The organism is Pseudotabrizicola sp. 4114 (genome assembly GCF_031457365.1).
In the GTDB taxonomy this organism is placed as follows: Bacteria; Pseudomonadota; Alphaproteobacteria; order Rhodobacterales; family Rhodobacteraceae; genus Pseudotabrizicola.
In genome coordinates this window covers 124,980-151,879 of the sequence record NZ_JAVDWP010000003.1, presented here as the reverse complement: position 1 = coordinate 151,879, position 26,900 = coordinate 124,980, and the positions used below count along the sequence as shown (strand labels likewise).

The window sequence follows — 26,900 nt, the reverse complement described above, 5'->3', positions numbered from 1 at the left end:
TGCCACAAACAATCCTTCAAATTACCCTGATCTGTCCACGGATTCGAACCGGTGGTGGGAGATCAAGGCGTATCGAACTTTGCAGAAAGCGAGCATCCGATGACCGGTGCGAGTAAGATCCTTACGGTTTCCTATGGAACCTTCTCCTGTACTCTGGAGGGGTTTGAAGACCCTTTCAATACGATGAAGGCCATTGCGGAATACTTCCGCGATCTGGCTGCCGAGGACCGCTATTTCGGAGCAGAGCCACCGCAGCCCGATGCCGCGATGCTGCACCGGATTGCCGAACGCGAGATTCAGCGCCGGGTTGAGGCGAAAATACAGGATAATGGCGTGATTCTGCGCGCCGAAGACAATGAGGCGCAATCGGCGCGGCGCATTTCCGGCACCCCGGCACAGGCTTCAACCGAGGCTGCGCCGCAGCCGGTTGTCGAAATGCCGGCGCGGACGACAGCTGCACCGCCACGGCCCGCGCCCGTTCTGGCCCCGGTTCAGACTGAAACCCCGCAGCCCAATGCCGAGGGCGCAGAATCAGTGGCCGAAAAGCTGTCACGTCTGCGCAAGGCCGCAGCGGAGACTCAGAAAGGGGCAGAGACGGCCACAATTGTGACCGCCATGGCGCCGCTGAGCCCGCCGCAGACTGATGAGCTTGCCGATGACTTTGCGGCTGAGACCCTGACCGCAGAAGACCTGACCACAGAAGACCTGGCCGAAAATGATCCTGGCTCGCAGAATGCTGCCGGGACACTGGCGGAACCGGCAGAGCAGCCAATGGCTGACGACAGCTTTGACGATCTGCTGCCCGAAGACCCTGCTGCCACGACCGAAGAAATCGTGACCGGCGATCTGCCCCCCGAAGCGCAGACGGCTGATTCCGGAATTGCTGCAGAGACAGAGCTTGAGGATGACATCGGGGCCGCAGATTTGAAGGCGCTGATGGCGCTTGATGCAGCCCCCCGACCCGATCTGGCGGCCCCGGAGGCGATGCCGGATGACATGGCCGAAGACACGACCGAAGACATGGCAGAGCCCGATGGCCTGTACGATGTGGAAACGCCCGCAGCGGCTGCGGCCTATGCCGACGCCCCGGAAGCCGATTCGTCTGAGGACGATGCGTTCCTGCTTGCCAGTCTGGCGGCCGAAACCGGCGCAGACGCCACGCCTTTGGCCGCTGCCATGGCGGGCGCGGACCAGTCCGCAGCAGATCAGTCCGATGACGCATTGCGCGCCAGCCTTGGCGCATTGATCGACCCTGAGGACGATACCGATGCCCAAGAACCGGCAGGCTTTGCGCCTGCCGCACAAGACAGCCTGCGCGGGGCGTCCGCCGCCGACGATTACGACGATCTGCTGGACGAGACAGCTGACAGCGCCGGTATGCTGCCCCAGGCTGATCCGTCTGAGATGCAGGTGGCAGCGGCCACGCAAGACGCAGACTTCGTTCAGGAACCGGCCCCGGCTGCCAGCCAGACTTTGCCCGTGGCGGAACCCGCCGCACAGGATGCGCCCGCAGCACCCGTGCGTCCGGTGCGCCCGGTCCGTACCCTGCGCCCGGCAGCCGTGGACAGCCCGGCGGCACCTGCGGCAGACCCTGTGACCGACACCGCCGCTGACACAGATGCCGAAGCGGACTCCCCCGTGCCGGTCACAGTGGAAAAGCTGCAACGTGCCCGCGCCCGTGTCATCAAGATCCGGCGCAACGAGGCTGGTGCCACGACAGAGCAGCCCGCACCGGCAGCCGCCGCTGCCAGCCTGTCACAAGAGGCCGAGGCAGCCCTTGCGGCCGAACTTGCCGCTCTGGAACAGGACACGCCTGCTCCGGCGCCGGTCGCCAAAGCTGATCCCGCCCGTGACCGCCGCCTTGGCGCGCCGACCGAAGATGTTGCGGTCAGCCGTCTGATGGCCGAGGCCCGCACCCAGATGGACGTGCCCGATACCAAGCGGCGCCAGTCGGCCATCGCCCATCTGAAAGCCGCTGTCGCCGCAACCATCGCCGAACGCCGCGCCACCGGCAGCACGCTTGCCGGCAATGGCAGCGAACGCCTTGGCGCTTACCGCGACGATCTGGCCAAGGCGGTGCGCCCTGCGACGCCGATCCAGGGCGAGCGCCCTGCACCGCTGGTTCTGGTATCGGAACAGCGCATCGACCGACCCGTTGACCCGGCCCGCCCTGCCCCGGCTCTGGTCAGCGTCCAGCCGCGTGCAGCCGTGCCAGCGGCAGTGACGGCCCCGATGCCCGCAGCCGCTGCGTCTGTGGCACCTGCCTTTTCGCACGCGCCGGATCTGGATGATGTGTTTGATCCCGAGGACGCAACGGACAATATCTTTGGCGCCGACAGCGGTTTTCCCGAATTTGCCGAACGTCTGGGTGCCACCGATCTGCCCGACCTGCTGGAAGCCGCCGCAGCCTATATCGCCTGTGTGGAAGGCCGAGACAGCTTTACCCGCCCGCAGCTTATGCGCCACATCGACGCCGCTGCCGAGGGTCTGTCGCGCGAAGACGGCTTGCGCAGCTTTGGTATCCTGCTACGTGACGGCGTGATCGAACGCAGCCGCCGGGGGCAGTTCGCGATCAGCGAAGCCTCGCCCCTGCTGGCCGAGGCCCGCAAGATTGCCGGGTGAACAAGATATGAGATAGTGGGCCGAGGCTGCCATCAAGGCCCCAAAGACAGGCGGAATGCAGCAACGCATTCCGCCTGATCTTATTTCGGCGGCCTGATCTTGTTTCGGCGGCCTGACCTTATCTCGCCTGATCGTCAGGTTTTGCGTCGGGGTCGGGTTGCCCCACGCCCAGAAACACCGGGCGCAGCGGCAGAATCCAGACCAGCCCAAGTCCGACGTAAATGAAGAATTGCGCCAGCCGCGACTGCGGATCAAACCAGTTCACCAGACTGACCGCCACCACGACATAGCCGGGCAACCCGACCAGCAGCACCAGAAGTGCCAGCCGCCGCCGTGCCTTGTAGCTCAGGGCCATGCTGTCCTCCTCTGTGGCAGGGTCCGCGCGCAGCCCGCAGGCTGCGCGTTGTGATCAATCGGCAAAGGGATCGGTCACCAGAATGGTGTCATCCCGCTCGGGTGAGGTAGAGAGTAGCGCGACCGGGCACTGGATCAACTCCTCGATCCGGCGGACATATTTGATCGCAGCCCCCGGAAGATCAGCCCAGGACCGCGCTCCGGCGGTCGATTCCGACCAGCCAGGCATCTCTTCGTAGATCGGGGTGCAGCGGGCCTGCTGGTCGGCGGCGGTCGGCAGATAATCCAGCCGCTTGCCATCCAGATCGTAGCCCACGCAGATCTTCAGCGTCTCGAACCCGTCCAGCACGTCCAGCTTGGTCAGCGCAATGCCCGACACACCGCTGGTGGCGCAGGTCTGGCGCACCAGAACCGCATCGAACCAGCCACAGCGCCGCTTGCGCCCGGTGACGGTGCCAAACTCATGCCCGCGCTCGCCCAGCCGGTCGCCATCGGCATCGAACAGTTCCGCCGGGAACGGACCTTCGCCGACACGGGTGGTATAGGCCTTCACAATCCCCAATACGAAATCAATCGCGGTCGGGCCAAGACCCACGCCGGTGGCGGCCTGCCCGGCGATCACGTTGGACGAGGTAACAAACGGATAAGTGCCGAAATCAATGTCCAGCAAAGCACCCTGCGCGCCCTCGAACAGGATGCGCTTTCCGGCGCGGCGCGACTCGGTCATCACCTTCCAGACCGGGGCGGCATAGGGCAGCACCTGCGGCGCGATCTCGTGCAGAGCCGCCAGCAGGGCGGCGCGGTCCACCGGCTCCATGCCCAGCCCCCGGCGCAGCGCATCGTGATGCGCGAGCAAGCGGTCCACCCGCAATTCCAGCGTGGCCGCATCGGCCAGATCGGCGACACGGATGGCACGGCGGCCGACCTTGTCTTCATAGGCGGGGCCGATGCCGCGCCCGGTGGTGCCGATCTTGGCCACCGCAATGCTGCCCTCACGGGCGCGGTCCAGCTCGCCATGCAGCGGCAGGATCAGCGGCGCATTCTCGGCCACCAGCAGGTTCTCGGGCGAGATCTCCACGCCCTGATCGCGCAGCTTGGCGATCTCGGACACCAGATGCCAGGGGTCCAGCACGACGCCATTGCCGATCACCGACAGCTTGCCGCCGCGCACGATGCCCGACGGCAGCAACGACAGCTTGTAAACCTTGCCGTCGATGACCAGCGTATGGCCCGCGTTGTGTCCGCCCTGAAAGCGCGCGACGATGTCGGCGCGTTCGGACAGCCAGTCCACAATCTTGCCCTTGCCCTCGTCGCCCCATTGGGCGCCCACGACAACCACGTTGGCCATGCTGTTCTCCTCGGTTCCAAAACCGTCTGTGCTATAGACGTAAAGCGCCGCGCAGGGAAACACCGAAATGCCCCACCGCGCCCGGCCCGGGCATTTTCCTGCCCCGCCCCGCCTTTCCTGCCCCGCCCCGCCATCGTCACCCGCGCTTGGGGGGCCAGCCCCCCGGCTTCGCCTCCCCACGGAGTATTTTCGCCAAGATGAAATCGCAAAGAAGGCAGGGGGCATTCATCTTGGCCCAAATACTCCCGCCGGAGGCATCCGCCCTTTGCCACCCCGCGCGGTCCGTGAAGGGGTTGCGCGCCGCCCCCCATCAGCCTAGATAGGCGCGTCAGCTTCGGGAACACCCATGGAAAACGTTATCCTCGCCATCCACCTTATCCTCGCCCTCCTCCTGGTCGGCGTGGTTCTGCTTCAAAGGTCCGAAGGCGGCGGCCTTGGCATGGGTGGCGGCGGCGGTGGCGCGATGTCGGGCCGGGCTGCGGCGACAGCGCTTGGCAAGGTGACCTGGGTTCTGGCCATTCTGTTCATCTGCACCTCGATCACGCTGACCATTCTGGCGGCGCAAAAGGCCGGGTCCAGCTCGGTGATCGACCAGATCGGGGCTCCGGCACGGGCGCCAGAGACGCCGGCGGCACCTTCGGGCACCGACCTGCTGCCACCGGCCCCGACCAACGCGCCCCTGGCCCCGCCACGGGCTGATAACTGAACCCATCCAACGACACTATCTGTTGTCGCGGCTCCACCTTGCAAAACAGCATCTAGCGGTGCTGTTGCAAAAGACCGTTGCCTAGGGTAAGGCATGGGTCCCGTGGTGCTGCGATTCCCACCCATCGAATCGCGACGAACAACACGGGGGCCGCACATGGCGCGCTATATTTTCATTACCGGCGGCGTTGTGTCATCGCTTGGCAAGGGGCTGGCCTCTGCCGCCCTGGGTGCTTTGTTGCAGGCCAGGGGCTACACCGTCCGCCTGCGCAAGCTTGACCCCTATCTGAACGTCGACCCCGGCACGATGTCGCCGTTTGAACATGGCGAGGTGTTTGTCACCGACGATGGCGCCGAAACCGATCTGGACCTTGGCCATTACGAGCGCTTTACCGGCGTGCATGCCCGCGCCACCGATTCCATCTCTTCGGGCCGGATCTATTCCAACGTGCTGGAGAAAGAACGGCGCGGCGATTATCTGGGCAAGACCATTCAGGTCATTCCGCATGTCACCAACGAGATCAAGGATTTCCTGCGCATCGGCGCGGATGAGGTCGATTTCATGCTGTGCGAGATCGGTGGCACCGTCGGCGATATCGAGGGCCTGCCGTTCTTTGAGGCCATCCGCCAGTTCATCCATGAGCGTCCGCGCGGTCAGTCGATCCTGATGCACCTGACGCTGCTGCCCTATCTTGCGGCAAGCGGAGAGTTGAAGACCAAGCCCACCCAGCACTCGGTCAAGGAGTTGCAGAGCATCGGCCTGGCCCCGGATGTGCTGGTCTGCCGGTCGGAACATCCGATCCCCGACAAAGAGCGGGAAAAGATCGCGCTGTTCTGCAACGTGCGCAAGGAACATGTGATCCCGGCCTATGATCTGAAGACGATCTACGAGGCCCCCCTCGCCTATCACCGTGCGGGCCTTGATCAGGCCGTGCTGGACGCCTTTGGCATCTCGCCCGCGCCCAAGCCGAACCTGACCCGTTGGGAAGACGTGATGGACCGGCTGAACGGGGCGGAAGGCACGGTGCGGGTGGCGATCGTGGGCAAGTATACCCAGCTGGAAGACGCCTATAAGTCGATCGCCGAGGCGTTGACCCATGGTGGCATGGCCAACCGCACCCGGGTCAAGGCAGAATGGATCGACGCGGAAATCTTTGAGCATGAAGATCCCGCCCCCTATCTGCAGAACTACCACGCCATTCTGGTGCCCGGCGGCTTTGGCGAGCGCGGGACCGAAGGCAAGATCAAGGCGGCGCAGTTCGCGCGGGAAAAGAAGATCCCCTATCTGGGCATCTGCCTTGGCATGCAGATGGCGGTCATTGAATCCGCCCGCAATCTGGCCGGGCTGCCGAATGCCGGGTCGGAGGAGTTTGACCATGAGGCCGGGCAAAAGCGCTTTACCCCGGTGGTCTATCACCTGAAGGAATGGGTGCAGGGCAACCACACGGTGCGGCGCAAGGCCGGTGACGACAAGGGCGGCACCATGCGGCTGGGGGCCTATACCGCCAGCCTGAAGGTCGGCTCGCATGTGGCCGAGATCTATGGCGGCACGGTGATCGAGGAACGGCACCGGCACCGCTATGAGGTCGACATCAAGTACCGCGAACAGCTGGAAACCTGCGGGCTGGTGTTCTCGGGGATGTCTCCTGACGGCAAGCTGCCCGAGATCGTCGAGGTCAAGGATCATCCGTGGTTCATCGGGGTCCAGTTCCACCCCGAGCTGAAATCCAAGCCCTTTGCCCCGCACCCGCTGTTCGCCGACTTCGTGCGGGCCGCGAAAGAGGTGGAGCGGCTGGTCTGACGGCACGGGGGAACCTGCGGTTCCCCCTGTGTTACAGGACTCTGCATCTTTTAAAATCAATGGATTGACCCGGTCGGTTTAACGGATCGTTAACTTTTTCCATTTTGCGACTGCAGGGCGGTCATCTTTGCTTTGCGACCGCTCGTCGTCGCGCTGCCTTCCCCTTATCTGTGCCCGCCCCACAAGGCCCGTCCCCCGGCAAGCAGCCGGGGCGCGGTGCGTCATGTTGTCAGAGCGGGGAACCGGATACCGGGCATCGGTGTTAATCCTTTACGAGCGCCCCCTGGACGATCAGACACAGTTGCGACCTGTGCCCTTTTGAATCACCGGCCCCACCCATGGCCTGACGGGAGCGGAAAACCGACAGATTTTCACAGGGGAGATACTCACATGGCGGCCACCACCAAAAGCGGACTGACCTCGACAACCAGTATTGTTGCTGTTGCGGCGGTCGTCGGCTGGATCGGTACGATCTATTTCTTTACCCAGCAGCGCAATACGGCAGCTCAGCTGGACACCGTGGTGGCCCAGAGCGGCACATTGCAACGCGATCTGGAGGCGCAGCGCGCGGCGGCGGGCACGCTGGAGGAGCTGGATGCGTCCATCGCGCGTCTGGCCCCCGAGGTCGAAGAGGCGACGGCGCAGCGCGCGGCCGTGCAGACCGAGCTGGACGACCTGATCGCCCAGCGGGATGCCGCACAGGCGGCACTGACCGGGCTGGAGGCCGAGCAGGAGGCTGGGCGGGCGTCGCTGGCCGAAGTGGAGGCGCAAGTTGCACCGCTGCGCGAGGAACTCGCGGGCTATGAGCAGCGGCGCGCCGAGCTGGAATCGCAGGTCGCCACGCAGACCGAAGAAATGGCTGCCATCGGGACGCGGCTGGAAGAAGCGCGCGCGCGTGAGGCCGAGGTGCGCCAGACGCTTGCCGATCTGACCACCGAGACCGCCACCCTGAGCGAGACGGCATCCGAGACTGAAGCCCGGCTGCAAGCCGCGCTGCAGGAGGCGGCTGCGGTTGAGGAAACCACGGCGCAGACCCGCGAAGAGGCGATCCGGCTGGAAGACCAGTCGCGCGGCCTGACCGAAGAGATCGCGCGGCTGACGCAGGTGCAGTCGACGCTGAGCGAAGATGTCGCCGCCATTCAGGCGCAGCGCGAAGAGCGACAGGCGGTGCTGACCCAGCTGACCGAGGATGTCTCGGCGCGGTCGCAGGATCTGGTGCGGATCGAGCGTCAGCTGACCGAGCAGATGGCGGCGCAAACGGCCCTGATTGCAGATGATACGCAGGCATTCGCGCGCACAGCGGCGCAAGCGTCACCCGAGGCGGCGGAAGGAACGGAGGGGTCGCAAGACCCTGCCTCGGCTGACGCGGAGGGCGCAGATGCGCCTGCGGCAGCAGGCGCGCCCGAAGGTCAGGATGCTGTCGCGCCTGCCGGATCTGGTGCGGACGCTGCGCAGGATGCGGGTGACGCAGATCAGGCGGCGGGAGCCGAAGAGCCTGCCGCCGCCCCTGATCAACAGGGGGCCGCCGATCCGTCTGCTGCCGGGGATGCACAGGGCGGTGCCGCTGATGAGGCCTCGACGGCACCTGAGGGAGCCGCCGATCAGGCAGATGCTACACCCGTGCCGGACGGGGCCGTTGATCAGACTGCGGCTGACGCAGCGCCCGAGGACACAGGCGACGCGCCCGAGGTGATTTCGCTGGAGCCGGGTCAATATGTATCCGAGGGCGTGACCCTGACCCTTGCGGACGGCGGGGCGTTTGAGCTTGTCAGCGAAGAGCAGACCCTTGCCGGGCAATACAGCCTGGAAAACGGTGTTCTGCGGCTGGAGGCGGCAGAGGGCGGTGACAGCACGGCGCTGCCGCTGGAGTGCGAGGTTGCTGCCGGTGCCGAGGGTGGCTTTGAAGTGCCCGCCGATCAGGCCGCCTGCGCCCTGCTGGCAGGGCAGAGCTTTTCGGTCGCCCCGAACTGACGGGAAAATCTGAAGCCGGAATGGAAAGGGGCAGGGTCTGTGATGGACGCCGGCCCCTGCCCTTTTCTACCCTAAAAAATGCGGCCGCGCGATTTCTGCCCCCTCTAATCGCCCTGTTGGAAGCGCGATACTGCCCCTAAAAAAATCTGCGCAAACGTTTGCGCAGACTCAGATCTGGTGTTAGCCTTTCCGTCATGGACAGCTGGGAGGGGGTCTGGGATGGCGACGATCAAGGATATTGCGCGGGTGTTGGGGCTGTCGGCCTCAACCGTGTCGCGGGCCTTGGCCGGGAATGCGCGGATCCCCGAAACCACCCGTCTGCGGGTTCAGACCACGGCGGAAGAGTTGGGCTATGCGCCCAACCGGGCGGCGCAATCGCTGGTTGGCGGGCGCAGTTCCGGCTTTGCCGGGCTGGTGCTGACCGACCCCGGTTATGGCCGCGAAGACAGCTATCTGGGTGAATATATCTCGGGTCTGGGCCATGGGCTGGCGGAAACCGGGGTGGACCTGTTTCTGGCCGCGATCCCCGAAGGCCAGTCAGAGCTGTCGGTGATCCGCAACATCGTGACCACGCGGCGGGCCGACGGGCTGATTCTGGGCCGGACATCAGAGGTTGACCCGCGGGTGGAGTATCTGATCGGCGCAGGCTTTCCCTTTGTCACTCATGGGCGGGTGCTGTCGGACGCCCTGCCCTATTCCTGGGTCGATACCGATGGCACGGCGGCCTTTGCCGAGGCGTTTGATCTCTTGTATGCGCTTGGCCACCGGCGGTTTGCGCTGCTGACCATCGAAGAGCAGATGACCTTCCGCCACCACCGGACCGAGGGCGTGTTGCAGGCGATCGAGCGGCGGGGCGACCCGGATGTGTCGGTGAGCATCGCCACCTCACCCCGGTACGATGCCGCGCGGCGGCGGCAGGTGGTGCGCGATCTGTTGACGCAAGAGGCGCGGCCCACGGCGGTGCTGGCGCTGTTTGACTCGCTGGCGCTGAATGTCCTGCAGGTGGCGGAAAGCCTGTCGCTGTCGGTGCCGGGGGATCTGAGCGTGATCGGCTATGACAACATCACCTCGGCCGCGCTGGCACGGCCCGGGCTGACCACCTTTGACAGCGACACGTTTTCTGCGGCGCGCGCGACCGGGCGGATGCTGATCGCGCGGATCGAGGCCCCCGGGGCGGACCACCACTCTTTGCTGATCCGGCCAAAGCTGGTGCTGCGCGCCAGCCACGGGCCGGTGCCGGCGTGAATTGACGACCAGAGACGATAAAAAGGGAGGACGACAATGAAGATGCTGAGACATTTGCGGATGACGGCAGTTGCGGTCACGGTTTCCATGCTGACCGGGCCGGTGCTGGCGGAGCCGCTGTTCTGGTCCACTCAGGCCAAGCCGATCGAGGAAAGCCAGAAGATGCGCGACGCGGTGATGGCGGGATTCCCCGGCGGGGTGGATTACCAGCCCTCGGACGAAGGGCCATGGCTGACGCGGATGCAGGCGGAACTCCAGGCCGGATCGGGCACGATTGCGGTGCTGGGCGGTCTGCATGGCGATCTGTCGTCGCTGGGCGGCGATCTGGTGGATCTGTCGGGCATTGATGCCACGGCGGTGGGTCCGGCGATGATGGAGCTGGGCAGTCTGGGATCGGGTGAGCAGAAGTATATCCCGTGGATGCAGGCGACCTATCTGATGGTGGCCAACCGCAAGGCGCTGGAATTTGTGCCCGAGGGCGCGGATATCAATGCGCTGTCCTATGACCAGCTGATCGACTGGGCGCGCGCGACCGCCGAGGCGACGGGCGGGCCGAAATTCGGCTTTCCCGCCGGGCCGCAGGGGTTGAAGCACAGGTTTTTCCAGGGCTTTCTGCTGCCCGCCTATACCAGATCGACGGTAACCGAGTTCCGCTCTGACGCGGCGGTGGTGGCGTGGGAGAAGTTCCGCGAGCTGTGGCAGTACACCAATCCGGCGGCGACCAATTATTCGTTCATGCAAGAACAGCTGGTGACCGAAGAGGTCTGGATCGCCTTTGACCACGTGGCGCGGATCGCCGATGCGTTCAACCAGCGGCCCGATGATTTCGTGGCCTTCCCGGCCCCGGCGGGGCCCGAGGGCCGCGCCTTCATGCCGGTGATAGCGGGCATTGCGGTGCCGCGCACCGCGCCGGATATGGAGCAGTCGATGGCGCTGGTGCAGTACATGCTGCAGCCAGAGACGCAGATTGCGACGCTGCGGGCGACCAACTTTTTCCCGGTGATCGCGACCGAGCTGCCCGACGACATGCCCGCCTCGGTTCAGGCGGCCGGTCCGGCGATTGCGGCGATGACGGGGGCGGCGGATGCGTTGCCGGCACTGTTGCCGATGGGGTTGGGCGACAAGGGCGGTCAGTTCAATCAGGTCTACACCGACACATTCGAGCGGATCATCCTGGCGGGACAGGACATCCGCGAAGTGCTGGATGATCAGGCCGAGGTTCTGCGGGCGCTGATGGTCGAGGCGAATGCGCCGTGCTGGGCCCCGGATGTGGCCTCGGAAGGCCCCTGCCCGGTGAACTGAGGCCGGTCAACTGAGCCTTTCGGGGCGCAGCTGCGGCTGCGCCCCGCATTCCCACCTGACCGAAAGGGGCGAGGGCCATGCCGCGTCTGCTTCCCTATCTGCTGCTGCTGCCGGCAACAGCGTTTTTATGCCTGTTTTTCCTGTTCCCCTTTGTACAGGTCGCGCATGACTCGGTGATGCGTAACGGGGCCTATACGTTGGAGAATTTCACCCGCATGGCCGGGCATTGGAAATTCAGCACCGCGTTCTGGAATACGATGCTGCTGGCGGCGGTGGTGGTGCCGATCCAGCTGGCCATGGCGCTGACCATGGCCAGCATTGTGACCAAACTGCAACGCGGGCGGTCGACGATCCTGTATATCTTTGCGATTCCGCTGGGGATTTCGGATCTGGCGGCGGGGCTGGTGTGGCTCGCGATATTCGAGCAGTCGGGGTTTCTGAACTCGCTGCTGGTCGGTCTGGGCGTGATTGACCAACCCATTCTGCTGCTGGGCTATCAGAACACCTGGATCATCTTCATCGCCATCGTGCTGGCCGAGGTGTGGCGGGCGACGGCGATCATGATGGTGATCCTTGTCGCCGGGATGGGGCTGATCCCCAAGGAATACCGCGAGGCGGCGGATGTGTTTGGTGCCTCGCGCTGGCAGAAGTTCCGTCGGGTGACGCTGCCAATGCTGCGGCCCAGCCTGCAGACCGCGCTGATCTTGCGGGTCATTCTGGCGTTTGAGGTGTTTGCGGTGGTGGTGGCGCTGGGTGGCACCCAGCTGCCGGTGCTGATGTCGGAAACCTATCACTGGCAGTTTGCGATGCAGGAACGCGGGGTGGCGGCGGCCTTTGCCATGGTCATTCTGGGCGTTTCGGTGGCGTTCACCATCCTGATCCTGCGGCTGCTGCATGTGCCAAAGGGGGCACGGGTATGAGCGCGCCATCCGTTCGCCGCGCGGGCGACCGTGTGTTTGTCGCAGGGGTTGCCCTGCTGATCCTGTGGGTTCTGCTGCCGATCTGGCTCTTGTTCGTCAACGCGCTGTCGGCCCCTGCCGAGGTGACGGCCTTTCCCAAGCGGTTCATCCCGTCGTTTGATCTGGCGTCGCTGTCGTTCTTTTTCGGGTTTTCCGGCGTGCTGGATGCGCTGTGGAATTCGGTACGGGTGGCGGCGGTGACGATGATCCTGTCGATCGGGGTCGGCGCACCGGCGGGCTATGCGCTGTCGCGGTTCGACTTTCCGGGCAAGGAGGCGTTCCGCTTTCTGGTGGTGATGACGCGGGCGTTTCCGCTGCCGCTCTTGGCGTTGCCCTTGGCGGTCATGTTCATCCGCACGGGTCTGGATGACACCATTCTGGGCCTGGCACTGGTGCATACCACGCTGGCGCTGCCGTTTGCGGTGCTGATCACCTATTCGCTGTTTTCCGGCATTCCGCTGGAGCTGGAAGAGGCGGCCTGGACGCTGGGCTGCAACCGGGTGCAGGCGTTCATCAAGGTGATCCTGCCGCTGGCGGCCCCGGGGATTGCGGCCTCGGCGGTGTTTGCCTTTGTGATCAGCTGGAACGAGGTGTTTGCCGCCGCCGTGCTGACGGTGGAAAACCGGACGCTGACGGCGTTTTTGCTGCAATCGCTGGATGTATCCCCCTTGCCTTTGAAATTCGCGGGCGGGGCGGCGCTGGTGCTGCCTGCCCTGTTCTTCATCTTTGCCGTTCGCAAATACCTGTTTGCGATGTGGGGCATCGCCAACCGTTAAGGGGGGTCACCATGGCCGTTATCGAAATCAAGCAGGTCGCCAAGAGTTTTGGCAGTTTCACCGCCCTGCATTCGGTGGATATGACCATTGCCGATCAGGAATTCATGGTGCTTCTGGGCGCGTCAGGCTGTGGCAAGACCACATTGCTGCGCATCATCGCCGGGCTGGAAACGCCCACGACCGGAGAGGTCTGGATCGGCGGGCGGCGGGTGGACCATTTGCCCCCGCGCGAGCGGGGCATCGCGATGGTGTTTCAGAATTACGCGGTGTTTCCGCATCTGACGGTGTTTGAAAACATCGCCTTTGGCCTGCGGATGAAAAAGATGGATCAGGCCGAGGTGACACGGCGCGTCACCCGCACCGCCGAGTTGATGCATATCGGGCAGCTGTTGAAGCGCTATTCGGGCGAGTTGTCGGGCGGTCAGCGCCAGCGCGTCGCGGTGGCGCGCGCGCTGGCGATGGAGCCGGATGTGATTTTGATGGACGAGCCGTTGTCGAACCTTGATGCGCTCTTGCGGCTGGAGATGCGCGCCGAGCTGAAAGGCGTGCTGGCCGAAAGCAAGACCACCACGATCTATGTGACGCATGATCAGGTCGAGGCGATGAGCCTTGCCGACCGGATTTCGGTGATGAACGGCGGCAGGATCGTGCAGGCGGCGAACCCGGTGGAGGTTTACCGCAACCCTGCGGCGCGGTTTGTCGGCAGTTTCATTGGCAACCCGCCGATGAACTTCCTGACCGCCGCCCCTGCGGGGGTGGGCAAATGGCAGGTGGCGGGGCAGGTGTTTGATGGTCCTGCGGCTGCGGCGGCCGAGTTTGCAATCCGGCCCGAGGATCTGCATCCAGCAGAGCACGGGCTGCCCGCCGAAGTGCGCGTGGTGGAGCCGTTGGGGCCGCATACGCTGATCACCGCCTCGGTGGCGGGCCAGCCGTTCCGCGCGATTCTTGAAAGCAATCTGCTGCCCTCGCCCGGCGACATCCTCCACCTTGCCCCGGTGCCGGACCGCATCCGCTGGTTCGACCCTGACACGCAATCTGCCTTGTGAAAGACGAATCCATGACCACACTGTCTGAGAACGCGATTGAAATTCTGCGCGAAAATGATCGCGGCAGTTACACCGTGCCGACCAAGGGGCTGTATCCGTTCCAATGGAACTGGGATTCGTGCCTGACAGCGCTTGGCCAGCGGCACTTTGACGAGGCGCGGGCCTGGACCGAGATTGACACGCTGTTTGCGCATCAATGGCCCTGCGGGATGGTGCCGCATATCGTGTTTCACAAGCTGGATGACGGCTATTTTCCGGGCGCCGAGGTCTGGGCCACGGGGCGGCCGGTGCCGACATCGGGCATCACCCAGCCGGCGGTCGCAGGCTTTGCGCTGCGCCGGATGTTTGACCGGGCGACGGACCGGGCAGCGGCAGAGGCGCGGGCGCGGGCCTTGCTGCCAAAGGTGGCGGCCTGGCACCGCTGGTTTTATGCGACCCGCGATCCGGGCGGTGAGGGTCTGGTGGCGATCCTGCATCCGTGGGAGGCGGGGCGCGACAATTCCATCGACTGGGACGCGCCGTTTGAACGGGTGCCGACCGACGGCATCGCCCCCTATACCCGCCGCGACACCCAGCACGCCGACCCGGCGCATCGCCCGACCAAGGCGCAGTATGACCGCTATCTGTGGCTGGTCGAGCATTTCCGGGGTCTGGGATGGGATACGGCAAAGCTGCACGACGCCTCACCGTTTCAGGTGGTGGACCCCGGGTTCAATGCGATCCTGATCCGGTCCTGCGCCGATCTGGCCGATCTGGCGGAAGCGTTGGGCGAAACGGCGCTGGCGGTGGAGAACCGGGCCTATGCGGCCAAGGGTCTGACGGCGCTGGAACGGCTGTGGTCGGACGCGCATGGCCAGTATCTGTGTCTGGACCGGGTGACGGGGGCGTTGATCGACTCGCCGTCTGTGGGCGGCTTGCTGGCGGCGTTTTGTGCGATCCCTGCCGCGCGCGCCGCGACGATTGCGGCGACAATCGGGGGGCATGGCACAAGGTTCCGGGTGGCGAGCCATCCGCCATCGGACCCGCGCTTTGATGCCAAGCGCTATTGGCGCGGGCCGGTCTGGCTGGTGGTCAATTACATGATCGCCGATGGTCTTGCGCGGGCCGGGCAGAGCGATGCGGCGGCTAAGATCACCGCATCAAGCCTTGATCTGATCCGGACAAGCGGCTTTGCTGAGTATTATGATCCGCAGACGGGCGAGCCTTTGGGCGGCGGGCGGTTCACCTGGACGGCGGCGATGGTGTTGGAGTTTCTGGCGATGGAGACCTGAGTGAAGATTCTAGCCATTGGCGCACATCCCGACGATCTGGAGATTTTCGCCTTTGGCACGCTGACGGAATGGGCGGCGATGGGGGCGGAACTGGTGCTCGCCATTGCCACGGATGGGGCCAAGGGGGGCGCTTTGCCTGCAGCGGAATTGCGGGCAAAGCGCGCGGCAGAGACGACCGCAGCGCTTGCACCTTTGGCGGTGCCGCGGTTCCTTGGGTTCCCCGATGGCGGGTTGCGGGCGGATGCGGCGCTGGAAGAGTGCTTGCGTGATCTGATCGCCGGCGAGCGGCCTGACCTGCTGCTGACCCATGCGCCGAATGATTACCACGCCGATCACCGCGCCCTGTCAGCGGCGGCGTCGCAGGCGGCGGGGTTTTCGGTGCCGGTGCTGTGGATGGACACATTGAACGGCACCGGCTTTGCGCCGTCGCATTGGGTCGGGATCACGCCCCATTGGCCCGCGAAAGAGGCGGCGATCCGGGCGCATGTCTCACAAGACCCGGAGCGGTTTGTGCATATGGCGAACCGGCAGGCGGCGTTCCGCGCAGGCGAGTGCAATGCGCCGCCAGAGCACCGGGCCGAGGCGTTCCGGTTCGAGCCGCGCTTTCCCTTTGCCGACATTCGCGGGCTGCTGCCCCCTGCCCCGCCGCTGCGCCCCGTGGGGCGGCGCTGAGAGGGGGCGCCACAGCCCGCCGAGTTCGCCGTCAAGGCGCAGGGGACAGCGGCAATGCGGGCACCGGGGCGTCATCATAAGCGCCCCAGATCGACTGGTCAAAGTTGACGATTGCGCCGGTCATCATCCCGCTGTCGGCGCTGGACAGCCACAGCACCGCCTTTGCCACCTCGACCGGGTCAAGGATGCGGCCAAAGGGTGTGGCGGCGGCGGCGCGGTCGATGAAGCCGGGATCACCCGTCTCGGATGCGGTCAGCTGGCGTTCGTGGTCGGAGTTCATCCAGCCGATGGACAGCTGGTTGATGTGGATCCGGTTGCGCATCAGGGCAAAGGCGGCGTTGCGGGTCAGCGTCGCCAGCGCGCCCTTGGAGGCGCTATAGGGGGCCAGAAACGGCTGGCCCGCCTGTTCGGACATCGAGCCTATGTTGACGATCCGGCCCTCGACGCGCTCGCGGATCATCAGGGCTGCGGCGTCCTGCATCAGAAAAAACGGCGCGCGGACGTTGACGGCGAACATGCGGTCAAACAGCTCTGGCGTGGTGTTCAGGATCGTGCCCCGGTCGGTCAGCCCGGCGGCGTTGACCAGAATATCGACGCGGCCAAAGGCTCTGTCCGCGCGGGCGATGACGCTGCGGACATCCTCGATCCGGCCCAGATCGGCGGGCACCATGATCACCGGAATGCCATGCGCTGCGGTGATTTCGGCGGCGACCTTGTCGCCCTTGTCCTGCCCGCGCCCCACCAGCACGATGCCCGCCGCCCCGGCCTGCGCAAACTGGCGCGCGACGGCGGCACCCAAGCCTTGGGTGCCGCCGGTGATGACTGCGATTTTTCCGTCGATGCGATTCATGGCATGTCCTTTGTGTTGGCGCGGCGTGCGGGGGCCGGGTCGTTGCTGTCAGCCGTTGTTGTCAGGGCCTGCGCCCCAGATCACCGACCGCTCATGCCGGCGGATCACATGTTTCAGATCGTCAAAGGCCGAGAGGATATAGCCGGCAAACCGCTCCACCGCCGGATTGCGCGGTCCGGAGGTCAGGCGCAGCAGGCCCAGCGAGCGGTTGGGCTGCGGAATGTCATAGGGCAGCACGACCACCCGGTTTTCCTGCCGCTGCGCAAAGACCACCGAAAACGGCAGCACCGCCAGCGCATCGGTTTCGCCCAGCACATTCACCACGCTCATCAGCGAGCCGCCGGAATAGCGGATGTTCAAATCCGACATGCCGATCGACATCAGGATCATCTGCAGATCCGACATCAGGGGCGAGCCGGGCAGTGGGGCCACCCATGGATAACGGGTCAGATCGCCCGCCTCCAGCGGGCGTTTGCGCATCAGAGGGTGGCCCGGGCGACAGGCCACGATGTTGCGGCCGGGCAAGATCTCGGTGAAGACAAAGCGCGACCCCAGCTCCAGCGCGCCAATCGGCACGATGCCAAGGTCGATCTGGTTCGCTTCCAGCGCGGCGGAAAGCTCGGGCAGGTTCATATAGGCCTGATGCACGGTGACGCCGGGTTCCAGATTGAGAAACTCGCCGATCATCCGGCTGATCATCGCGTCAATGAAGAATGGCACCCCACCCAGCCGCACCTGCCCGGTGGTGCCGCGCACAAAGCCCTGCACCACATCTGACGCCCGGCGCGAGGCGGCGATGATGGCGCGGCCCTGAACCGCGAGCTGGCCGCCCAGGGCGGTGGCCTGCAGCGGGCGGCGGCCCTTGATGAACAACGGCTCGCCGACCCGCGCCTCCAGCATGGCGAGTGAGCGGCTGACGGCGGGTTGGGTCAGGCCCAGCATCGCCGCACCTTCGGAGACGCCGCCCGCATCGAGGACGGCGGCGAGTTGCATCAGATGGCGTTCATTCAGCTTCATGCCATAGTGCTATACTGTGCGGCGAACAACTCAATCAGATTCGCGCCAAGCCGCGCTATTGCTATCGCAAGGGGACGGGAGGCCCCGAGGGATGGAAGGGCAGCATGGCAGGCCGCAGGCGGGCGCAAGCCCGGCGCAGCCGCGCAGGGTTTCAGCAGAGTTCGCCGACCGGCTGGGCCGGGTCGCCCCGTCGCGGCTGAGCGAAACGCTGGGCACGCTGGTTCTGACCCTGCATCAGCTGAGCGACGATCTGAACCTGACCCCGGCGGAACTGCGCGCGGCAATCGAATTTCTGACCGAGGTGGGCCATGCGGCGGACCCGCGCCGGCAGGAATGGGTGCTGCTGGCCGATGCGCTGGGGCTGTCGTCGCTCTTGGACGATCTGAGCTGCCCGCGCCCGTCTGGCGCCACGCCCAACACGGTGGCGGGGCCGTTCTACCGCGCTGACGCGCCCGATCTGCCGTTGGGGGCCGATCTGTCGCGCGATGGCAAGGGTGTGCCGCTGGCGGTGCGCGGGCAGATCACGGCTTTGGGCGGTGCGCCCCTATCCGCCGCGCTGGTCGAGGTGTGGCAGGCCAATGCCGAGGGAAAGTACGAAAACCAGGAACCCGACCGCCAGCCCGAGCACAATCTGCGCGGCCGGTTCCGCACCGACAGCCAAGGGCGCTTTGGCTTTCGCTCGGTGATGCCGCGCGGCTATGCCTTGCCGTCTGACGGCCCGGTCGGCAGGCTGATGCAGGCGCTTGGCCTGTGTCTGGAACGCCCGGCGCATCTGCATTTCCGCGTCTCGGCCAAGGGCCATGAGACGCTGGTGACGCATATCTTTGACCGCGCCGATGCCGCCATCGGGCGGGATGCGATCTTTGGGGTCAAACCCGAATTGCTTGCCGATTTTCTCCCTGCCCCAAATCCGGCGGCGGGGCGATTGCTTGACGTAAACCTGGTGCTTTGCCCGTTGCGGCAAAGCGGATCTGAAACGGAGGAGACCACATGAGCCAGATCAGCGGCTATCACCACCTGACAATGTCGACCGACGGCGCGCAGGAGGATTTTGACTTTTATACCAAGACGCTCGGCCTGCATTCGGTCAAGCGCACGGTGCTGTTTGACGGGACCATCCCGGTTTATCATCTGTATTACGGCTCGCCCGATGGCGATGCCTCGACCATCATCACCACATTCCCGTTCCGCAAGCCCGGCGTGTATGGCCGTCGCGGCACCAACCAGTCGCGCAGCATTCTGCAGACCATTCCCAAGGGCGCATCGCAGTTCTGGGTGGACCGGCTGAACCAGCGCGGCATTGCGGCGGAAATGACGACCCGGTTCGGGGCGGATCGCGTGGTCTTTGCCCACCCCTGCGGCATTCCGCATGAGCTGGTGGAAAGCGACGCCGACCCGCGCACGCCGATCACCAATGCCGCACAGGGCATTGGCCCGGAGCATGGGATCAAGGGGATTTACGGTGCGGTGGTGGCCTGCTTTGACCGCACGGCGATGGATGATTTCATGACCATCGCCCTGCCCCTGACCAAAGAGGCCGACACGCATGAGGGTCTGGTCTACCGCGTGCCCGATGCCAATGGCGTGGTGCAGCGGGTGGAGGTGATCGAGGACCGCGACAGCCCGGCGGGCACCTGGACGCTGTCGGGCGGCACGATCCACCATCTGGCGCTCAACACCGGCGATGAGGAAAACCAGCTGAAGCTGCGCGCCCATATCGAGGGCCTCGGGTTCACCGATATTTCGGAGCAGAAGGATCGCAACTACTTCAAATCCTGCTATGTCCGCAGCCCCGGCGGCGCGCTGTTCGAGCTGGCCTGGACCACACCCGAAGGCTGGGCCAAGGATGAACCGCCTAGCCAGATCGGCAAGACGCTGGTGTTCCCGCCATGGTTCAAGGACCGCGAAGCAGAGCTGCGCGAGGGGCTGGAAGCGGCCGAGTTCGTCTGATGGCAAACGGCGCGCTCTGGCTGGGGGCGGCGGCAGGCGGGGCAAGGGCGGTCTGCGTCCTTGTCCATGGCAGGGGGCAATCGCCCGAAGAGATGCAAGCGCATATTCTGGCGCGATTTTCCGCGCCGGAAGTGGCGTTTGTGCTGCCCCGTGCGGATGGCGGCAGCTGGTATGCCGCCCGCGCGGTGGACACGCTGACCGAGGACACGCAGCGCGCGCTCTCGGACGCGCTGGATCAGCTGGAGGCGGATCTGGCGGCGGCGCGGGCGGACTATCCCGGCCTGCCGCTGGTGCTGGCGGGGTTCTCGCAAGGCGCCTGCCTGTCGCTGGAATATGCCTTTTCGGGCCGCCCTGCGCCCGAGGCGCTGATGGCGTTCACCGGCTGCCGGGTGGGTCAGCCGGGCGATCTGCGCCCGCAGGCCCTGCCCCCGGATCTGCCGGTCTATCTGACCGGCTCGGATGCTGATCCGTGGATTCCGGTCACCGCCTTTAGGGAGGCCGTGCTGGAGCTTGGCCAAAGCCGCGCCAGGCTGCGCAGCGATCTGTTCCCCGGACGCGGGCACGAGGTGAGTGATGCCGAAGTGGCGATGCTTCAGACCGTGCTGTCCGATCTGGCCAGCGGCAAGACACCCGGAATGGCGGCCCCGCGTTAGGGCCGCCGTTTCATTTTTCCGGCGGGCCGCATGACAGGCCCGCACAACCCAAAGGGAGAGAGACATGATTACCAGACGCACGTTCCTGCGCACCACATCGGCGACCGGCCTGACACTGGCGGCAAGCGGTCTGGCCGCGCCCGCCATCGCGCAGGGGGCAAAGATCAAGCTCGGCTACGTCTCACCGCAGACCGGGCCGCTGGCGGGATTTGCCGAAAGCGATGCCTTTAACATCGAGGCGTTTCTGGCCTCGGACATGGGGCGCGAGTTCGAGGTGATCGTCAAGGACAGCCAGTCCAACCCGAACCGCGCGGCAGAGGTGGCCAAAGAGCTGATCCTGAACGACGAGGTCAACCTGATGCTGGCGGCCTCGACCCCGGAAAACACCAATCCAGTGGCGGGTGTCTGTGAGGGTGAGGGTATTCCTTGCATCACGACCGTGGCGCCGTGGCAGCCATGGTTCATCGGCCAGCAAGGCAACCCGCGCGATCCGGCGAGCTGGAAGCCGTTTGACTATGCCTTCCACTACTTCTGGGGCATGGAAGATGTGATCCGGGTCTATACCGCGATGTGGAACCAGCTGGAGACCAACAAGGCCGTGGGCGGGCTGTTCCCAAATGATGCCGATGGCAATGCCTGGGGCGACAATGACAACGGGCTGCGCCCCGGTCTGGATGCGGCGGGCTATGCGCTGACCAATCCGGGCAGCTTTCAGAACCTGACCGATGATTTCTCGTCCCAGATCAATGCGTTCAAGGCGGCGAACACCGACATTATCACCGGCGTCCTGATCCCGCCGGATTTCACCACCTTCTGGAACCAGCTGCGCCAGCAGGGGGTGAATCCCAAGGTGGTGACAGTGGCCAAGGCGCTGCTCTTCCCGCAATCGGTGGAAACGCTGGGCGCGGCCGGGCATAACCTGTCGTCCGAGGTGTGGTGGACGCCGTCGCACCCGTTTGCCTCAACGCTGACCGGGCAAAGCTCGGCCGATCTGGCGGCGGCATTTACCGCAAAGACCGGGCGGCCCTGGACCCAGCCGATCGGCTTTGTGCATTCGCTGTTCGAGGTGGCGGCCAATGTGATGGGCCGGGCGGGCGATGTGACCGATGGCGACGCGGTGGCCGAAGCGATTGCCACGACCGATCTGGAGACCATCGTCGGCAAGGTGGCGTGGAACGGCGCGGGCGTGCCCGAGTTTGCCGCCCGCAACGTCTGCAAAACCCCGCTGACCGGCGGTCAGTGGCGGATGAAGGACGGCGGCGGCTATGATCTGGTGATCGTGGAAAACGGCGGCGCGACCGAGATCCCGACCGGCGGCACGATGGAAGCGCTGTCCTGAGGCTGCCAGCGGCGGGGCCAGCTTTCGGTCCCGCCGCTGTTTTCGCGCGGCCTTTTCGCGGTAGGCCAGTGGCGCCGTTCGCGACGCCGAATGCGGTCCGCCCTGACCGGTTGCGGGCGCGCGCTCTCCGTTCAGGCGGAGGCATTCGTGCGACCCGTTGGCAGCAGCGGTGGTTTCCTGTGCCGATCCGTCGGCAAGGCTCAAAGAACTCCAATCCGGACATTCCAGAGAATGGCGCATTTCTCTGATCTTTTCCGCATGCTGAGCATGACCTGAATAATATGCAATCCGATCAGTATCTTAATCTTATGTCGAAACGATATATTAATCGCGGTTTTCCGCATTTGACTTGGAAGGCGGTTCAGACCCTGATGTATGCAGTTGGTTTCGCTCCCTGGGAGGCGGGTGGAGCCTTTCCGCAGCATTCATGGGCTGACCCCGGCGGGACCGGGCTCTGTCCGGCTGCCTGTCAGGGGCGGCGAGGGTGTGCGGACAAACTGACCGGGGGAGGACCAGATGGCAGCACTTGAGACGATGTTCGATGTCCGTGGCAAATCGGTGATCGTGACCGGAGGGGCGAGCGGCATTGGCAAGGCCTATGCCGAGATCCTCGCCGAACAGGGGGCGCGGGTGTGCATCTTTGATATTGACCCTGCGGGCCTTGATGAGACCGTGGCGGGGATGGTGGCGCAGGGTGGGGATGTCTGGGGCCAGACCGTTGATGTCGGCGACCGGCCCGGCATGGCGGCGGCGTTTGACGCGGTGGCCGCGCGGCACGGGCGGATTGACACGGTGTTTGCCAATGCGGGCATTGACCCCGGCCCGGGATTCAATACGCCCACCGGCGCGCGCAACCCGGATGGCGCCATCGAGAACATTCCCGATGAGCAGTGGGACCGCGGGATCGAGATCAACCTGACCTCGGTTTACGTGACGGTCAAGAATGCGGTGCGGCACATGAAACCGTCGGGCGGAGGTGAGATCATCGTCACCTCCTCCATCGCGGGGCTGATCAACGAAAGCATCGTCGGCACCAGCTATATGCCCGCGAAAGCCGCCGTGAACCATTTTGTGCGGCACATGGCGATGGAGCTGGGCGCTTATGGCATCCGGGTCAATGCCATCCTGCCGGGACCGTTCATCACCAATATCGCGGGCGGCCGCTTGCGCAACAAGGCGGATCGCGCCGCCTTCGAGTCGCAGTCGCTGATCGGGCGGATCGGCGATGTCGAAGACATCAAGGGTCTGGCGCTGCTGCTGGCCTCGCCGGCCGGGGCCTATTTCACCGGGTCGCTGATCGTGATCGACGGCGGATCGCTGATCCGGATGACGTGACTTATCCGCCCGCCGGTCTGCGAGGAGGAAGCAGGCCGGGGGGTCAACAAGAGGGAGGAGACGGGAATGACCTATTACAACAAACTGGTCAAAGCGGGGATCAGCCGGAGGTCTGTGCTGCGGGGCATGGGGGCGGGTGTTGCGGCGTCGACACTGGCGATGCCGACCTATCTGCGCGCCCAGACCGCAGGCAAGATCAAGATGGCCTATATCACTCCGGCCACCGGCCCGCTGGGCCTGTTCGGGGAAACCGACGGCTATACGGTTCAAAAGATCCGCGAGGCTTTGGGCGGCACAATCCAGTCTGCCAATGGCAGCACCTATGAGCTGGAAATTCTGGAGCGCGACAGCCAGTCGAACCCGAACAAGGCGGCCGAACTGGCGGGCGATCTGATCCTGAACGAAGAGGTGCATCTGGTGGTGCCCGCCTCGACCACCGACACCATTCTGCCGGTGATGGAACAGGCGGAACTGTATGAAGCGCCCTGCATCTCGTCGGGGGCCCCATGGCAGGCGGTGATCATGCCGCGCGGCGGCGGCGATTTCGACTGGACTTATCACTTCTTCTGGGGCCTGGACGAGGCGCTGAACACCTTTGTCGGGCTGTGGGACGGGCTGGAGACCAACAAGAAGGTCGGCATGCTGTTCCCGCAGAACATCGACGGCGAGACCTGGGGCAACAATGACTATGGCCTGCCGGTCCCGACGCGGGCGGCGGGGTATGAGGTCACGATCCCCGGCTATTTCCAGCCGCGCACCAATGACTTTTCGGCCCAGATCGCCGCGTTCAAGGAGGCGGGCGTCGATATCATCGGCGGCATCACCTACCCCGACGATCTGAAAACCTTTGTCACCCAATGCAACCAGCAGGGCTTCAAGCCGCGTGCGGTGACGGTGGCGGCGGCGCTGCTGTTCCCCGGCGGGGTGGAGGCGATGGGCGCGCTTGGCAATGGCATGTCGTCCGAGGTCTGGTGGACCCCGGCGTTCCCGTTCAACTCGACCCTCACCGGGCAGAACAGCGCGGCGCTGGCCAGCCAGTGGGAGACGGATCAGAAACGGCAATGGACCCAGCCGCTGGGCTATTCGCATGCGCTGCTGGAGGTCGCCATCGACATCCTGAAACGCTCCACCGATCCGCTGGACCGCGAGGCCAATCGCGAGGCGATGGCCGCGACCAACATCACCACGGTCTGCGGCCCGGTCAGTTTTGGCGGCACCCCGCACAAGAACATCTGCACCATGCCGATCTTTGGTGGCCAATGGGTCAAGGGCGAAAGCTGGCCCTATGATCTGAAGATCGTCGACAACTCGGTGAACCAGTTGTTCGAGGCAGAGCAGGCCATCGCGCCGATCGTCTGGTGATGATGCAGTCGGAGGGGCGGGAATGAGCCGGGACGTACTTTTGCAAGCCCGCGAGGTGTCGAAAAGCTTCGGCGCGGTCCGGGTGCTGCACGAGGTCAGCTTCGATGTCTATCGGGGCGAGGTGCTGGGTATTCTTGGCCCCAACGGCGCGGGCAAGACGACGCTGTTCAACATGATCAGCGGCGACATCAAACCCTCGGGCGGCGACATCCGCCTGGGGGACGTTGCGCTGCGGGGCGAGCCGCCGTTCAAGCGCTGCCGGATGGGCATCGGGCGGACCTATCAGATCCCCCGGCCCTATTCGGGGATGACCACGTTTGAAAATCTGCTGGTTGCGGCGGCCTTTGGCGGCGGGCGCAGCGAGCGCGACGCCTATGCGTTCTGTGCGCAGGTGCTGACCGATTGCGAGCTGGCGGACAAGGCCAACACCTCCTCGGGCAGCCTGACGCTGCTGGACCGCAAGCGGCTGGAACTGGCGCGCGCACTGGCCTCGGACCCGAAGCTGTTGTTGCTGGATGAAATCGCGGGCGGGCTGACGGAAGAGGAGTCGCGGTCATTGGTGGCACTGGTGCGCCGCATCCGCGACCGGGGGGTGACGATTGTGTGGATCGAACACGTGCTGCACGCGCTGATGGCGGTGGCCGACCGGCTGATGGTGCTGAACTTTGGCGAAAAGATCGCCGAAGGCCTGCCGCAGGAGGTGATCGCCAACCCCGAGGTCAAGCGGGTTTACATGGGGGTGGAGGCATGACGGCGGTTCTGTCCACCCATGGCCTTGTCGCGCGCTATGGCGACTTTCAGGCGCTATATGGCGTTGATATTGACGTGGCCGAAGGTGAGGCCGTGGCCCTGATCGGGGCAAACGGGGCGGGGAAATCCACCTTTCTGCGCTCGGTGATGGGGTTGTTGCCGGTCAAGCCCGAGATGGTCCGGCTGGAGGGTCAGCCGATTGGCGGCACGCCGACTGACCGCATGGTGCAAAAAGGCGTGGCGATTGTGCCCGAGGGCCGCCGCCTGTTCACCGGCATGTCGGTTGACGACAATCTGCGCGTGGCGATGGATCAGGCCGACCGGCTGGGGCGCAAGGGCGGCTGGACCCTGGAGCGGCTGCACCTCTTGTTCCCGATCCTGAAGGAAAAGGCCCGGACCGGGGTGCAGAACCTGTCGGGCGGGCAGCAACAGATGGTGTCTATCGGCCGCGCGCTGCTGAGCCAGCCACGGGTGCTCTTGTGTGACGAGATCAGTCTGGGCCTGGCGCCCAAGGTGATCCGCGAAATCTATGCCGCGCTGCCGGAAATCCGCGCGCAGGGCACCGCCCTTGTTCTGGTCGAACAGGATGTCGGCCTTGCACAATCCGCCACGGACCGGATCTTCTGCATGCTGGAGGGGCGCGTGACCCTGACCGGCGCATCATCGGTGATCACCCGCGAACAGATCGCCGACGCCTATTTCGGAGGATCTCATGCAGTGGTTTGACGCACTGGTTCAAGGCGTTCTGCTGGGGGGCATGTATGCGCAATATGCGCTTGGCATGGCGCTGATGTTCGGCGTGATGCGGATTGTGAACGTCAGCCACGGCGATCTGGTGATTTTGCTGTCGCTGATCGGCATTTCATTGGCATCGTCCTTTGGCTGGGGTCCGTTCACGGTGATGGTGGCGCTGGTGCCTTTGGCCATCGCGCTGGGGTGGCTGTTGCAAAAGGCGGTGCTGAACAAGGTGGTGGGCGATGACCCGTTGCCGTCGCTGATCGCGACGTTTGGCCTGTCGATTGCGTTGCAGAACATGATGTTGCAGATCTGGTCGGCCAACAGCCGGTCGCTGCCCGGCGGCGGGATCGAAAGCCAGTCGATCCAGATCGGCGGCATCTATGTCGGCCTGCTGCCGGTGATGGTGCTGGTCTTTGCCACCGGCCTGACCTGGGGGCTGGACCTGATGCTGAAACGCACCCGCTTTGGCCGGGCGCTGCGCGCAGCGTCGGCGGATGTCGAGGCCGCGTCGATGACCGGGATCAACGCCCGCGCCGTCTATGCCTCGGCCACCGCGATTGCCGTCGGCATCCTCGGTTTTGCCGCCGTGTTCCAGTCGCTGCGCTCGACCGTGGCCCCGGCCGATGGCGGCGCGCAGCTGATTTATGCGTTCGAGGCGGTGATCATCGGCGGCATGGGCTCGGTCTGGGGCGCGTTCATCGGCTCGATGGTGCTGGGCATCTCGCAGGCCATCGGTTTCCGCATCGACCCCGGCTTTGGCGTGCTGGCCGGTCATCTGGTGTTCCTGCTCGTGCTGGCTGTCCGCCCGCAGGGGCTGTTTGGAAAGGTCTGAGA

24 protein-coding genes are annotated in these 26,900 nt (G+C 64.9%); 20 read left to right on the top strand and 4 right to left on the bottom strand.

Annotation, left to right across the window (positions count from 1 at the left end; genetic code table 11):
* Window positions 1-99: 99 nt before the first annotated feature.
* Entirely contained in the window at window positions 100-2,622 is a 2,523-nt protein-coding gene (locus tag J2X53_RS08145; RefSeq protein ID WP_349036995.1) for a hypothetical protein, read from the top strand.
* Between the two features lie 118 nt (window positions 2,623-2,740).
* Here the strand turns inward: J2X53_RS08145 and J2X53_RS08140 are convergent, their stop codons facing one another.
* Both J2X53_RS08140 and J2X53_RS08135 read right to left on the bottom strand, forming a co-directional pair.
* Entirely contained in the window at window positions 2,741-2,977 is a 237-nt protein-coding gene (locus J2X53_RS08140) for a DUF2842 domain-containing protein (protein WP_349036994.1), read from the bottom strand.
* Between the two features lie 54 nt (window positions 2,978-3,031).
* Window positions 3,032-4,324 carry an adenylosuccinate synthase gene (locus tag J2X53_RS08135; RefSeq protein WP_349036993.1) on the bottom strand — a complete coding sequence of 431 codons (1,293 nt, stop codon included), beginning with the start codon at window positions 4,322-4,324 and terminating at the stop codon, window positions 3,032-3,034.
* Between the two features lie 346 nt (window positions 4,325-4,670).
* Between J2X53_RS08135 and secG the strand changes: the two genes are divergently transcribed.
* From secG to J2X53_RS08085, 10 genes are all read left to right on the top strand, one after another.
* Window positions 4,671-5,030, top strand: coding sequence for a preprotein translocase subunit SecG (secG, locus tag J2X53_RS08130; protein WP_349036992.1), 360 nt, complete (start codon window positions 4,671-4,673; stop codon window positions 5,028-5,030).
* Between the two features lie 156 nt (window positions 5,031-5,186).
* Window positions 5,187-6,830: a CTP synthase gene (locus J2X53_RS08125; RefSeq protein ID WP_349036991.1), complete on the top strand. Its 1,644-nt coding sequence runs from the start codon at window positions 5,187-5,189 to the stop codon at window positions 6,828-6,830.
* Between the two features lie 390 nt (window positions 6,831-7,220).
* Window positions 7,221-8,801, top strand: coding sequence for a hypothetical protein (locus J2X53_RS08120; protein WP_349036990.1), 1,581 nt, complete (start codon window positions 7,221-7,223; stop codon window positions 8,799-8,801).
* Between the two features lie 219 nt (window positions 8,802-9,020).
* Window positions 9,021-10,046 (top strand): LacI family DNA-binding transcriptional regulator, encoded by a 1,026-nt coding sequence (locus J2X53_RS08115; RefSeq protein WP_349036989.1) that lies wholly within the window; start codon window positions 9,021-9,023, stop codon window positions 10,044-10,046.
* Between the two features lie 36 nt (window positions 10,047-10,082).
* A complete protein-coding gene (locus J2X53_RS08110) occupies window positions 10,083-11,348 on the top strand; it encodes an ABC transporter substrate-binding protein (RefSeq protein ID WP_349036988.1) in 1,266 nt (421 codons plus the stop codon).
* 77 nt (window positions 11,349-11,425) lie between these two features.
* Complete coding sequence (locus J2X53_RS08105) at window positions 11,426-12,268, top strand: sugar ABC transporter permease (RefSeq protein WP_349036987.1); 843 nt, start codon at window positions 11,426-11,428, stop codon at window positions 12,266-12,268.
* Window positions 12,265-13,083, top strand: a complete 819-nt coding sequence (locus J2X53_RS08100; RefSeq protein WP_349036986.1) for a carbohydrate ABC transporter permease — start codon at window positions 12,265-12,267, stop codon at window positions 13,081-13,083. Before J2X53_RS08105 ends, J2X53_RS08100 begins: the two co-directional genes overlap by 4 nt.
* An 11-nt stretch (window positions 13,084-13,094) precedes the next feature.
* Window positions 13,095-14,129, top strand: a complete 1,035-nt coding sequence (locus tag J2X53_RS08095; RefSeq protein ID WP_349036985.1) for an ABC transporter ATP-binding protein — start codon at window positions 13,095-13,097, stop codon at window positions 14,127-14,129.
* A gap of 11 nt (window positions 14,130-14,140) precedes the next feature.
* Entirely contained in the window at window positions 14,141-15,400 is a 1,260-nt protein-coding gene (locus tag J2X53_RS08090) for a hypothetical protein (protein ID WP_349036984.1), read from the top strand.
* Window positions 15,401-16,072: a PIG-L deacetylase family protein gene (locus tag J2X53_RS08085; protein WP_349036983.1), complete on the top strand. Its 672-nt coding sequence runs from the start codon at window positions 15,401-15,403 to the stop codon at window positions 16,070-16,072.
* A 31-nt stretch (window positions 16,073-16,103) separates the two neighbouring features.
* Here the strand turns inward: J2X53_RS08085 and J2X53_RS08080 are convergent, their stop codons facing one another.
* Both J2X53_RS08080 and J2X53_RS08075 read right to left on the bottom strand, forming a co-directional pair.
* On the bottom strand, window positions 16,104-16,922 hold the full coding sequence (locus J2X53_RS08080; RefSeq protein WP_349036982.1) for an SDR family oxidoreductase: 819 nt from the start codon (window positions 16,920-16,922) through the stop codon (window positions 16,104-16,106).
* Window positions 16,923-16,970: 48 nt separating this feature from the next.
* Window positions 16,971-17,939 (bottom strand): LysR family transcriptional regulator, encoded by a 969-nt coding sequence (locus J2X53_RS08075; RefSeq protein ID WP_349036981.1) that lies wholly within the window; start codon window positions 17,937-17,939, stop codon window positions 16,971-16,973.
* Between the two features lie 91 nt (window positions 17,940-18,030).
* On the opposite strand from J2X53_RS08075, the gene J2X53_RS08070 reads away from it, so the two are divergent.
* The 9 genes from J2X53_RS08070 to J2X53_RS08030 all read left to right on the top strand — a co-directional run bounded on the left by J2X53_RS08070 (window position 18,031) and on the right by J2X53_RS08030 (window position 26,898).
* Window positions 18,031-18,933, top strand: a complete 903-nt coding sequence (locus J2X53_RS08070) for a dioxygenase (RefSeq protein WP_349036980.1) — start codon at window positions 18,031-18,033, stop codon at window positions 18,931-18,933.
* Complete coding sequence (locus J2X53_RS08065; protein WP_349036979.1) at window positions 18,930-19,889, top strand: glyoxalase; 960 nt, start codon at window positions 18,930-18,932, stop codon at window positions 19,887-19,889. Before J2X53_RS08070 ends, J2X53_RS08065 begins: the two co-directional genes overlap by 4 nt.
* Window positions 19,889-20,542 carry a hypothetical protein gene (locus J2X53_RS08060; RefSeq protein WP_349036978.1) on the top strand — a complete coding sequence of 218 codons (654 nt, stop codon included), beginning with the start codon at window positions 19,889-19,891 and terminating at the stop codon, window positions 20,540-20,542. Before J2X53_RS08065 ends, J2X53_RS08060 begins: the two co-directional genes overlap by 1 nt.
* 64 nt (window positions 20,543-20,606) lie before the next feature.
* The gene (locus J2X53_RS08055; protein WP_349036977.1) at window positions 20,607-21,881 is read left to right on the top strand and encodes an ABC transporter substrate-binding protein; all 1,275 of its coding nucleotides are present in this window, start codon (window positions 20,607-20,609) and stop codon (window positions 21,879-21,881) included.
* A gap of 516 nt (window positions 21,882-22,397) precedes the next feature.
* A complete protein-coding gene (locus J2X53_RS08050; RefSeq protein WP_349036976.1) occupies window positions 22,398-23,216 on the top strand; it encodes an SDR family oxidoreductase in 819 nt (272 codons plus the stop codon).
* A gap of 66 nt (window positions 23,217-23,282) precedes the next feature.
* Window positions 23,283-24,578: an ABC transporter substrate-binding protein gene (locus tag J2X53_RS08045; protein ID WP_349036975.1), complete on the top strand. Its 1,296-nt coding sequence runs from the start codon at window positions 23,283-23,285 to the stop codon at window positions 24,576-24,578.
* A 22-nt stretch (window positions 24,579-24,600) separates the two neighbouring features.
* Window positions 24,601-25,329, top strand: coding sequence for an ABC transporter ATP-binding protein (locus J2X53_RS08040; protein WP_349036974.1), 729 nt, complete (start codon window positions 24,601-24,603; stop codon window positions 25,327-25,329).
* Window positions 25,326-26,054, top strand: a complete 729-nt coding sequence (locus J2X53_RS08035) for an ABC transporter ATP-binding protein (RefSeq protein ID WP_349036973.1) — start codon at window positions 25,326-25,328, stop codon at window positions 26,052-26,054. Before J2X53_RS08040 ends, J2X53_RS08035 begins: the two co-directional genes overlap by 4 nt.
* Entirely contained in the window at window positions 26,041-26,898 is an 858-nt protein-coding gene (locus J2X53_RS08030) for a branched-chain amino acid ABC transporter permease (protein WP_349036972.1), read from the top strand. Before J2X53_RS08035 ends, J2X53_RS08030 begins: the two co-directional genes overlap by 14 nt.
* The last annotated feature ends 2 nt before the right edge of the window (window positions 26,899-26,900 follow it).

What these genes read in the sequence shown, in the direction of transcription:
- J2X53_RS08145 (WP_349036995.1), top strand. Translation starts at nt 100, where the DNA reads ATGACCGGTGCGAGTAAGATCCTTACGGTTTCCTATGGAACCTTCTCC.
- J2X53_RS08140 (WP_349036994.1), bottom strand. Translation starts at nt 2,977, where the DNA reads ATGGCCCTGAGCTACAAGGCACGGCGGCGGCTGGCACTTCTGGTGCTG.
- J2X53_RS08135 (WP_349036993.1), bottom strand. Translation starts at nt 4,324, where the DNA reads ATGGCCAACGTGGTTGTCGTGGGCGCCCAATGGGGCGACGAGGGCAAG.
- secG (WP_349036992.1), top strand. Translation starts at nt 4,671, where the DNA reads ATGGAAAACGTTATCCTCGCCATCCACCTTATCCTCGCCCTCCTCCTG.
- J2X53_RS08125 (WP_349036991.1), top strand. Translation starts at nt 5,187, where the DNA reads ATGGCGCGCTATATTTTCATTACCGGCGGCGTTGTGTCATCGCTTGGC.
- J2X53_RS08120 (WP_349036990.1), top strand. Translation starts at nt 7,221, where the DNA reads ATGGCGGCCACCACCAAAAGCGGACTGACCTCGACAACCAGTATTGTT.
- J2X53_RS08115 (WP_349036989.1), top strand. Translation starts at nt 9,021, where the DNA reads ATGGCGACGATCAAGGATATTGCGCGGGTGTTGGGGCTGTCGGCCTCA.
- J2X53_RS08110 (WP_349036988.1), top strand. Translation starts at nt 10,083, where the DNA reads ATGAAGATGCTGAGACATTTGCGGATGACGGCAGTTGCGGTCACGGTT.
- J2X53_RS08105 (WP_349036987.1), top strand. Translation starts at nt 11,426, where the DNA reads ATGCCGCGTCTGCTTCCCTATCTGCTGCTGCTGCCGGCAACAGCGTTT.
- J2X53_RS08100 (WP_349036986.1), top strand. Translation starts at nt 12,265, where the DNA reads ATGAGCGCGCCATCCGTTCGCCGCGCGGGCGACCGTGTGTTTGTCGCA.
- J2X53_RS08095 (WP_349036985.1), top strand. Translation starts at nt 13,095, where the DNA reads ATGGCCGTTATCGAAATCAAGCAGGTCGCCAAGAGTTTTGGCAGTTTC.
- J2X53_RS08090 (WP_349036984.1), top strand. Translation starts at nt 14,141, where the DNA reads ATGACCACACTGTCTGAGAACGCGATTGAAATTCTGCGCGAAAATGAT.
- J2X53_RS08080 (WP_349036982.1), bottom strand. Translation starts at nt 16,922, where the DNA reads ATGAATCGCATCGACGGAAAAATCGCAGTCATCACCGGCGGCACCCAA.
- J2X53_RS08075 (WP_349036981.1), bottom strand. Translation starts at nt 17,939, where the DNA reads ATGAAGCTGAATGAACGCCATCTGATGCAACTCGCCGCCGTCCTCGAT.
- J2X53_RS08070 (WP_349036980.1), top strand. Translation starts at nt 18,031, where the DNA reads ATGGAAGGGCAGCATGGCAGGCCGCAGGCGGGCGCAAGCCCGGCGCAG.
- J2X53_RS08065 (WP_349036979.1), top strand. Translation starts at nt 18,930, where the DNA reads ATGAGCCAGATCAGCGGCTATCACCACCTGACAATGTCGACCGACGGC.
- J2X53_RS08060 (WP_349036978.1), top strand. Translation starts at nt 19,889, where the DNA reads ATGGCAAACGGCGCGCTCTGGCTGGGGGCGGCGGCAGGCGGGGCAAGG.
- J2X53_RS08055 (WP_349036977.1), top strand. Translation starts at nt 20,607, where the DNA reads ATGATTACCAGACGCACGTTCCTGCGCACCACATCGGCGACCGGCCTG.
- J2X53_RS08050 (WP_349036976.1), top strand. Translation starts at nt 22,398, where the DNA reads ATGGCAGCACTTGAGACGATGTTCGATGTCCGTGGCAAATCGGTGATC.
- J2X53_RS08045 (WP_349036975.1), top strand. Translation starts at nt 23,283, where the DNA reads ATGACCTATTACAACAAACTGGTCAAAGCGGGGATCAGCCGGAGGTCT.
- J2X53_RS08040 (WP_349036974.1), top strand. Translation starts at nt 24,601, where the DNA reads ATGAGCCGGGACGTACTTTTGCAAGCCCGCGAGGTGTCGAAAAGCTTC.
- J2X53_RS08035 (WP_349036973.1), top strand. Translation starts at nt 25,326, where the DNA reads ATGACGGCGGTTCTGTCCACCCATGGCCTTGTCGCGCGCTATGGCGAC.
- J2X53_RS08030 (WP_349036972.1), top strand. Translation starts at nt 26,041, where the DNA reads ATGCAGTGGTTTGACGCACTGGTTCAAGGCGTTCTGCTGGGGGGCATG.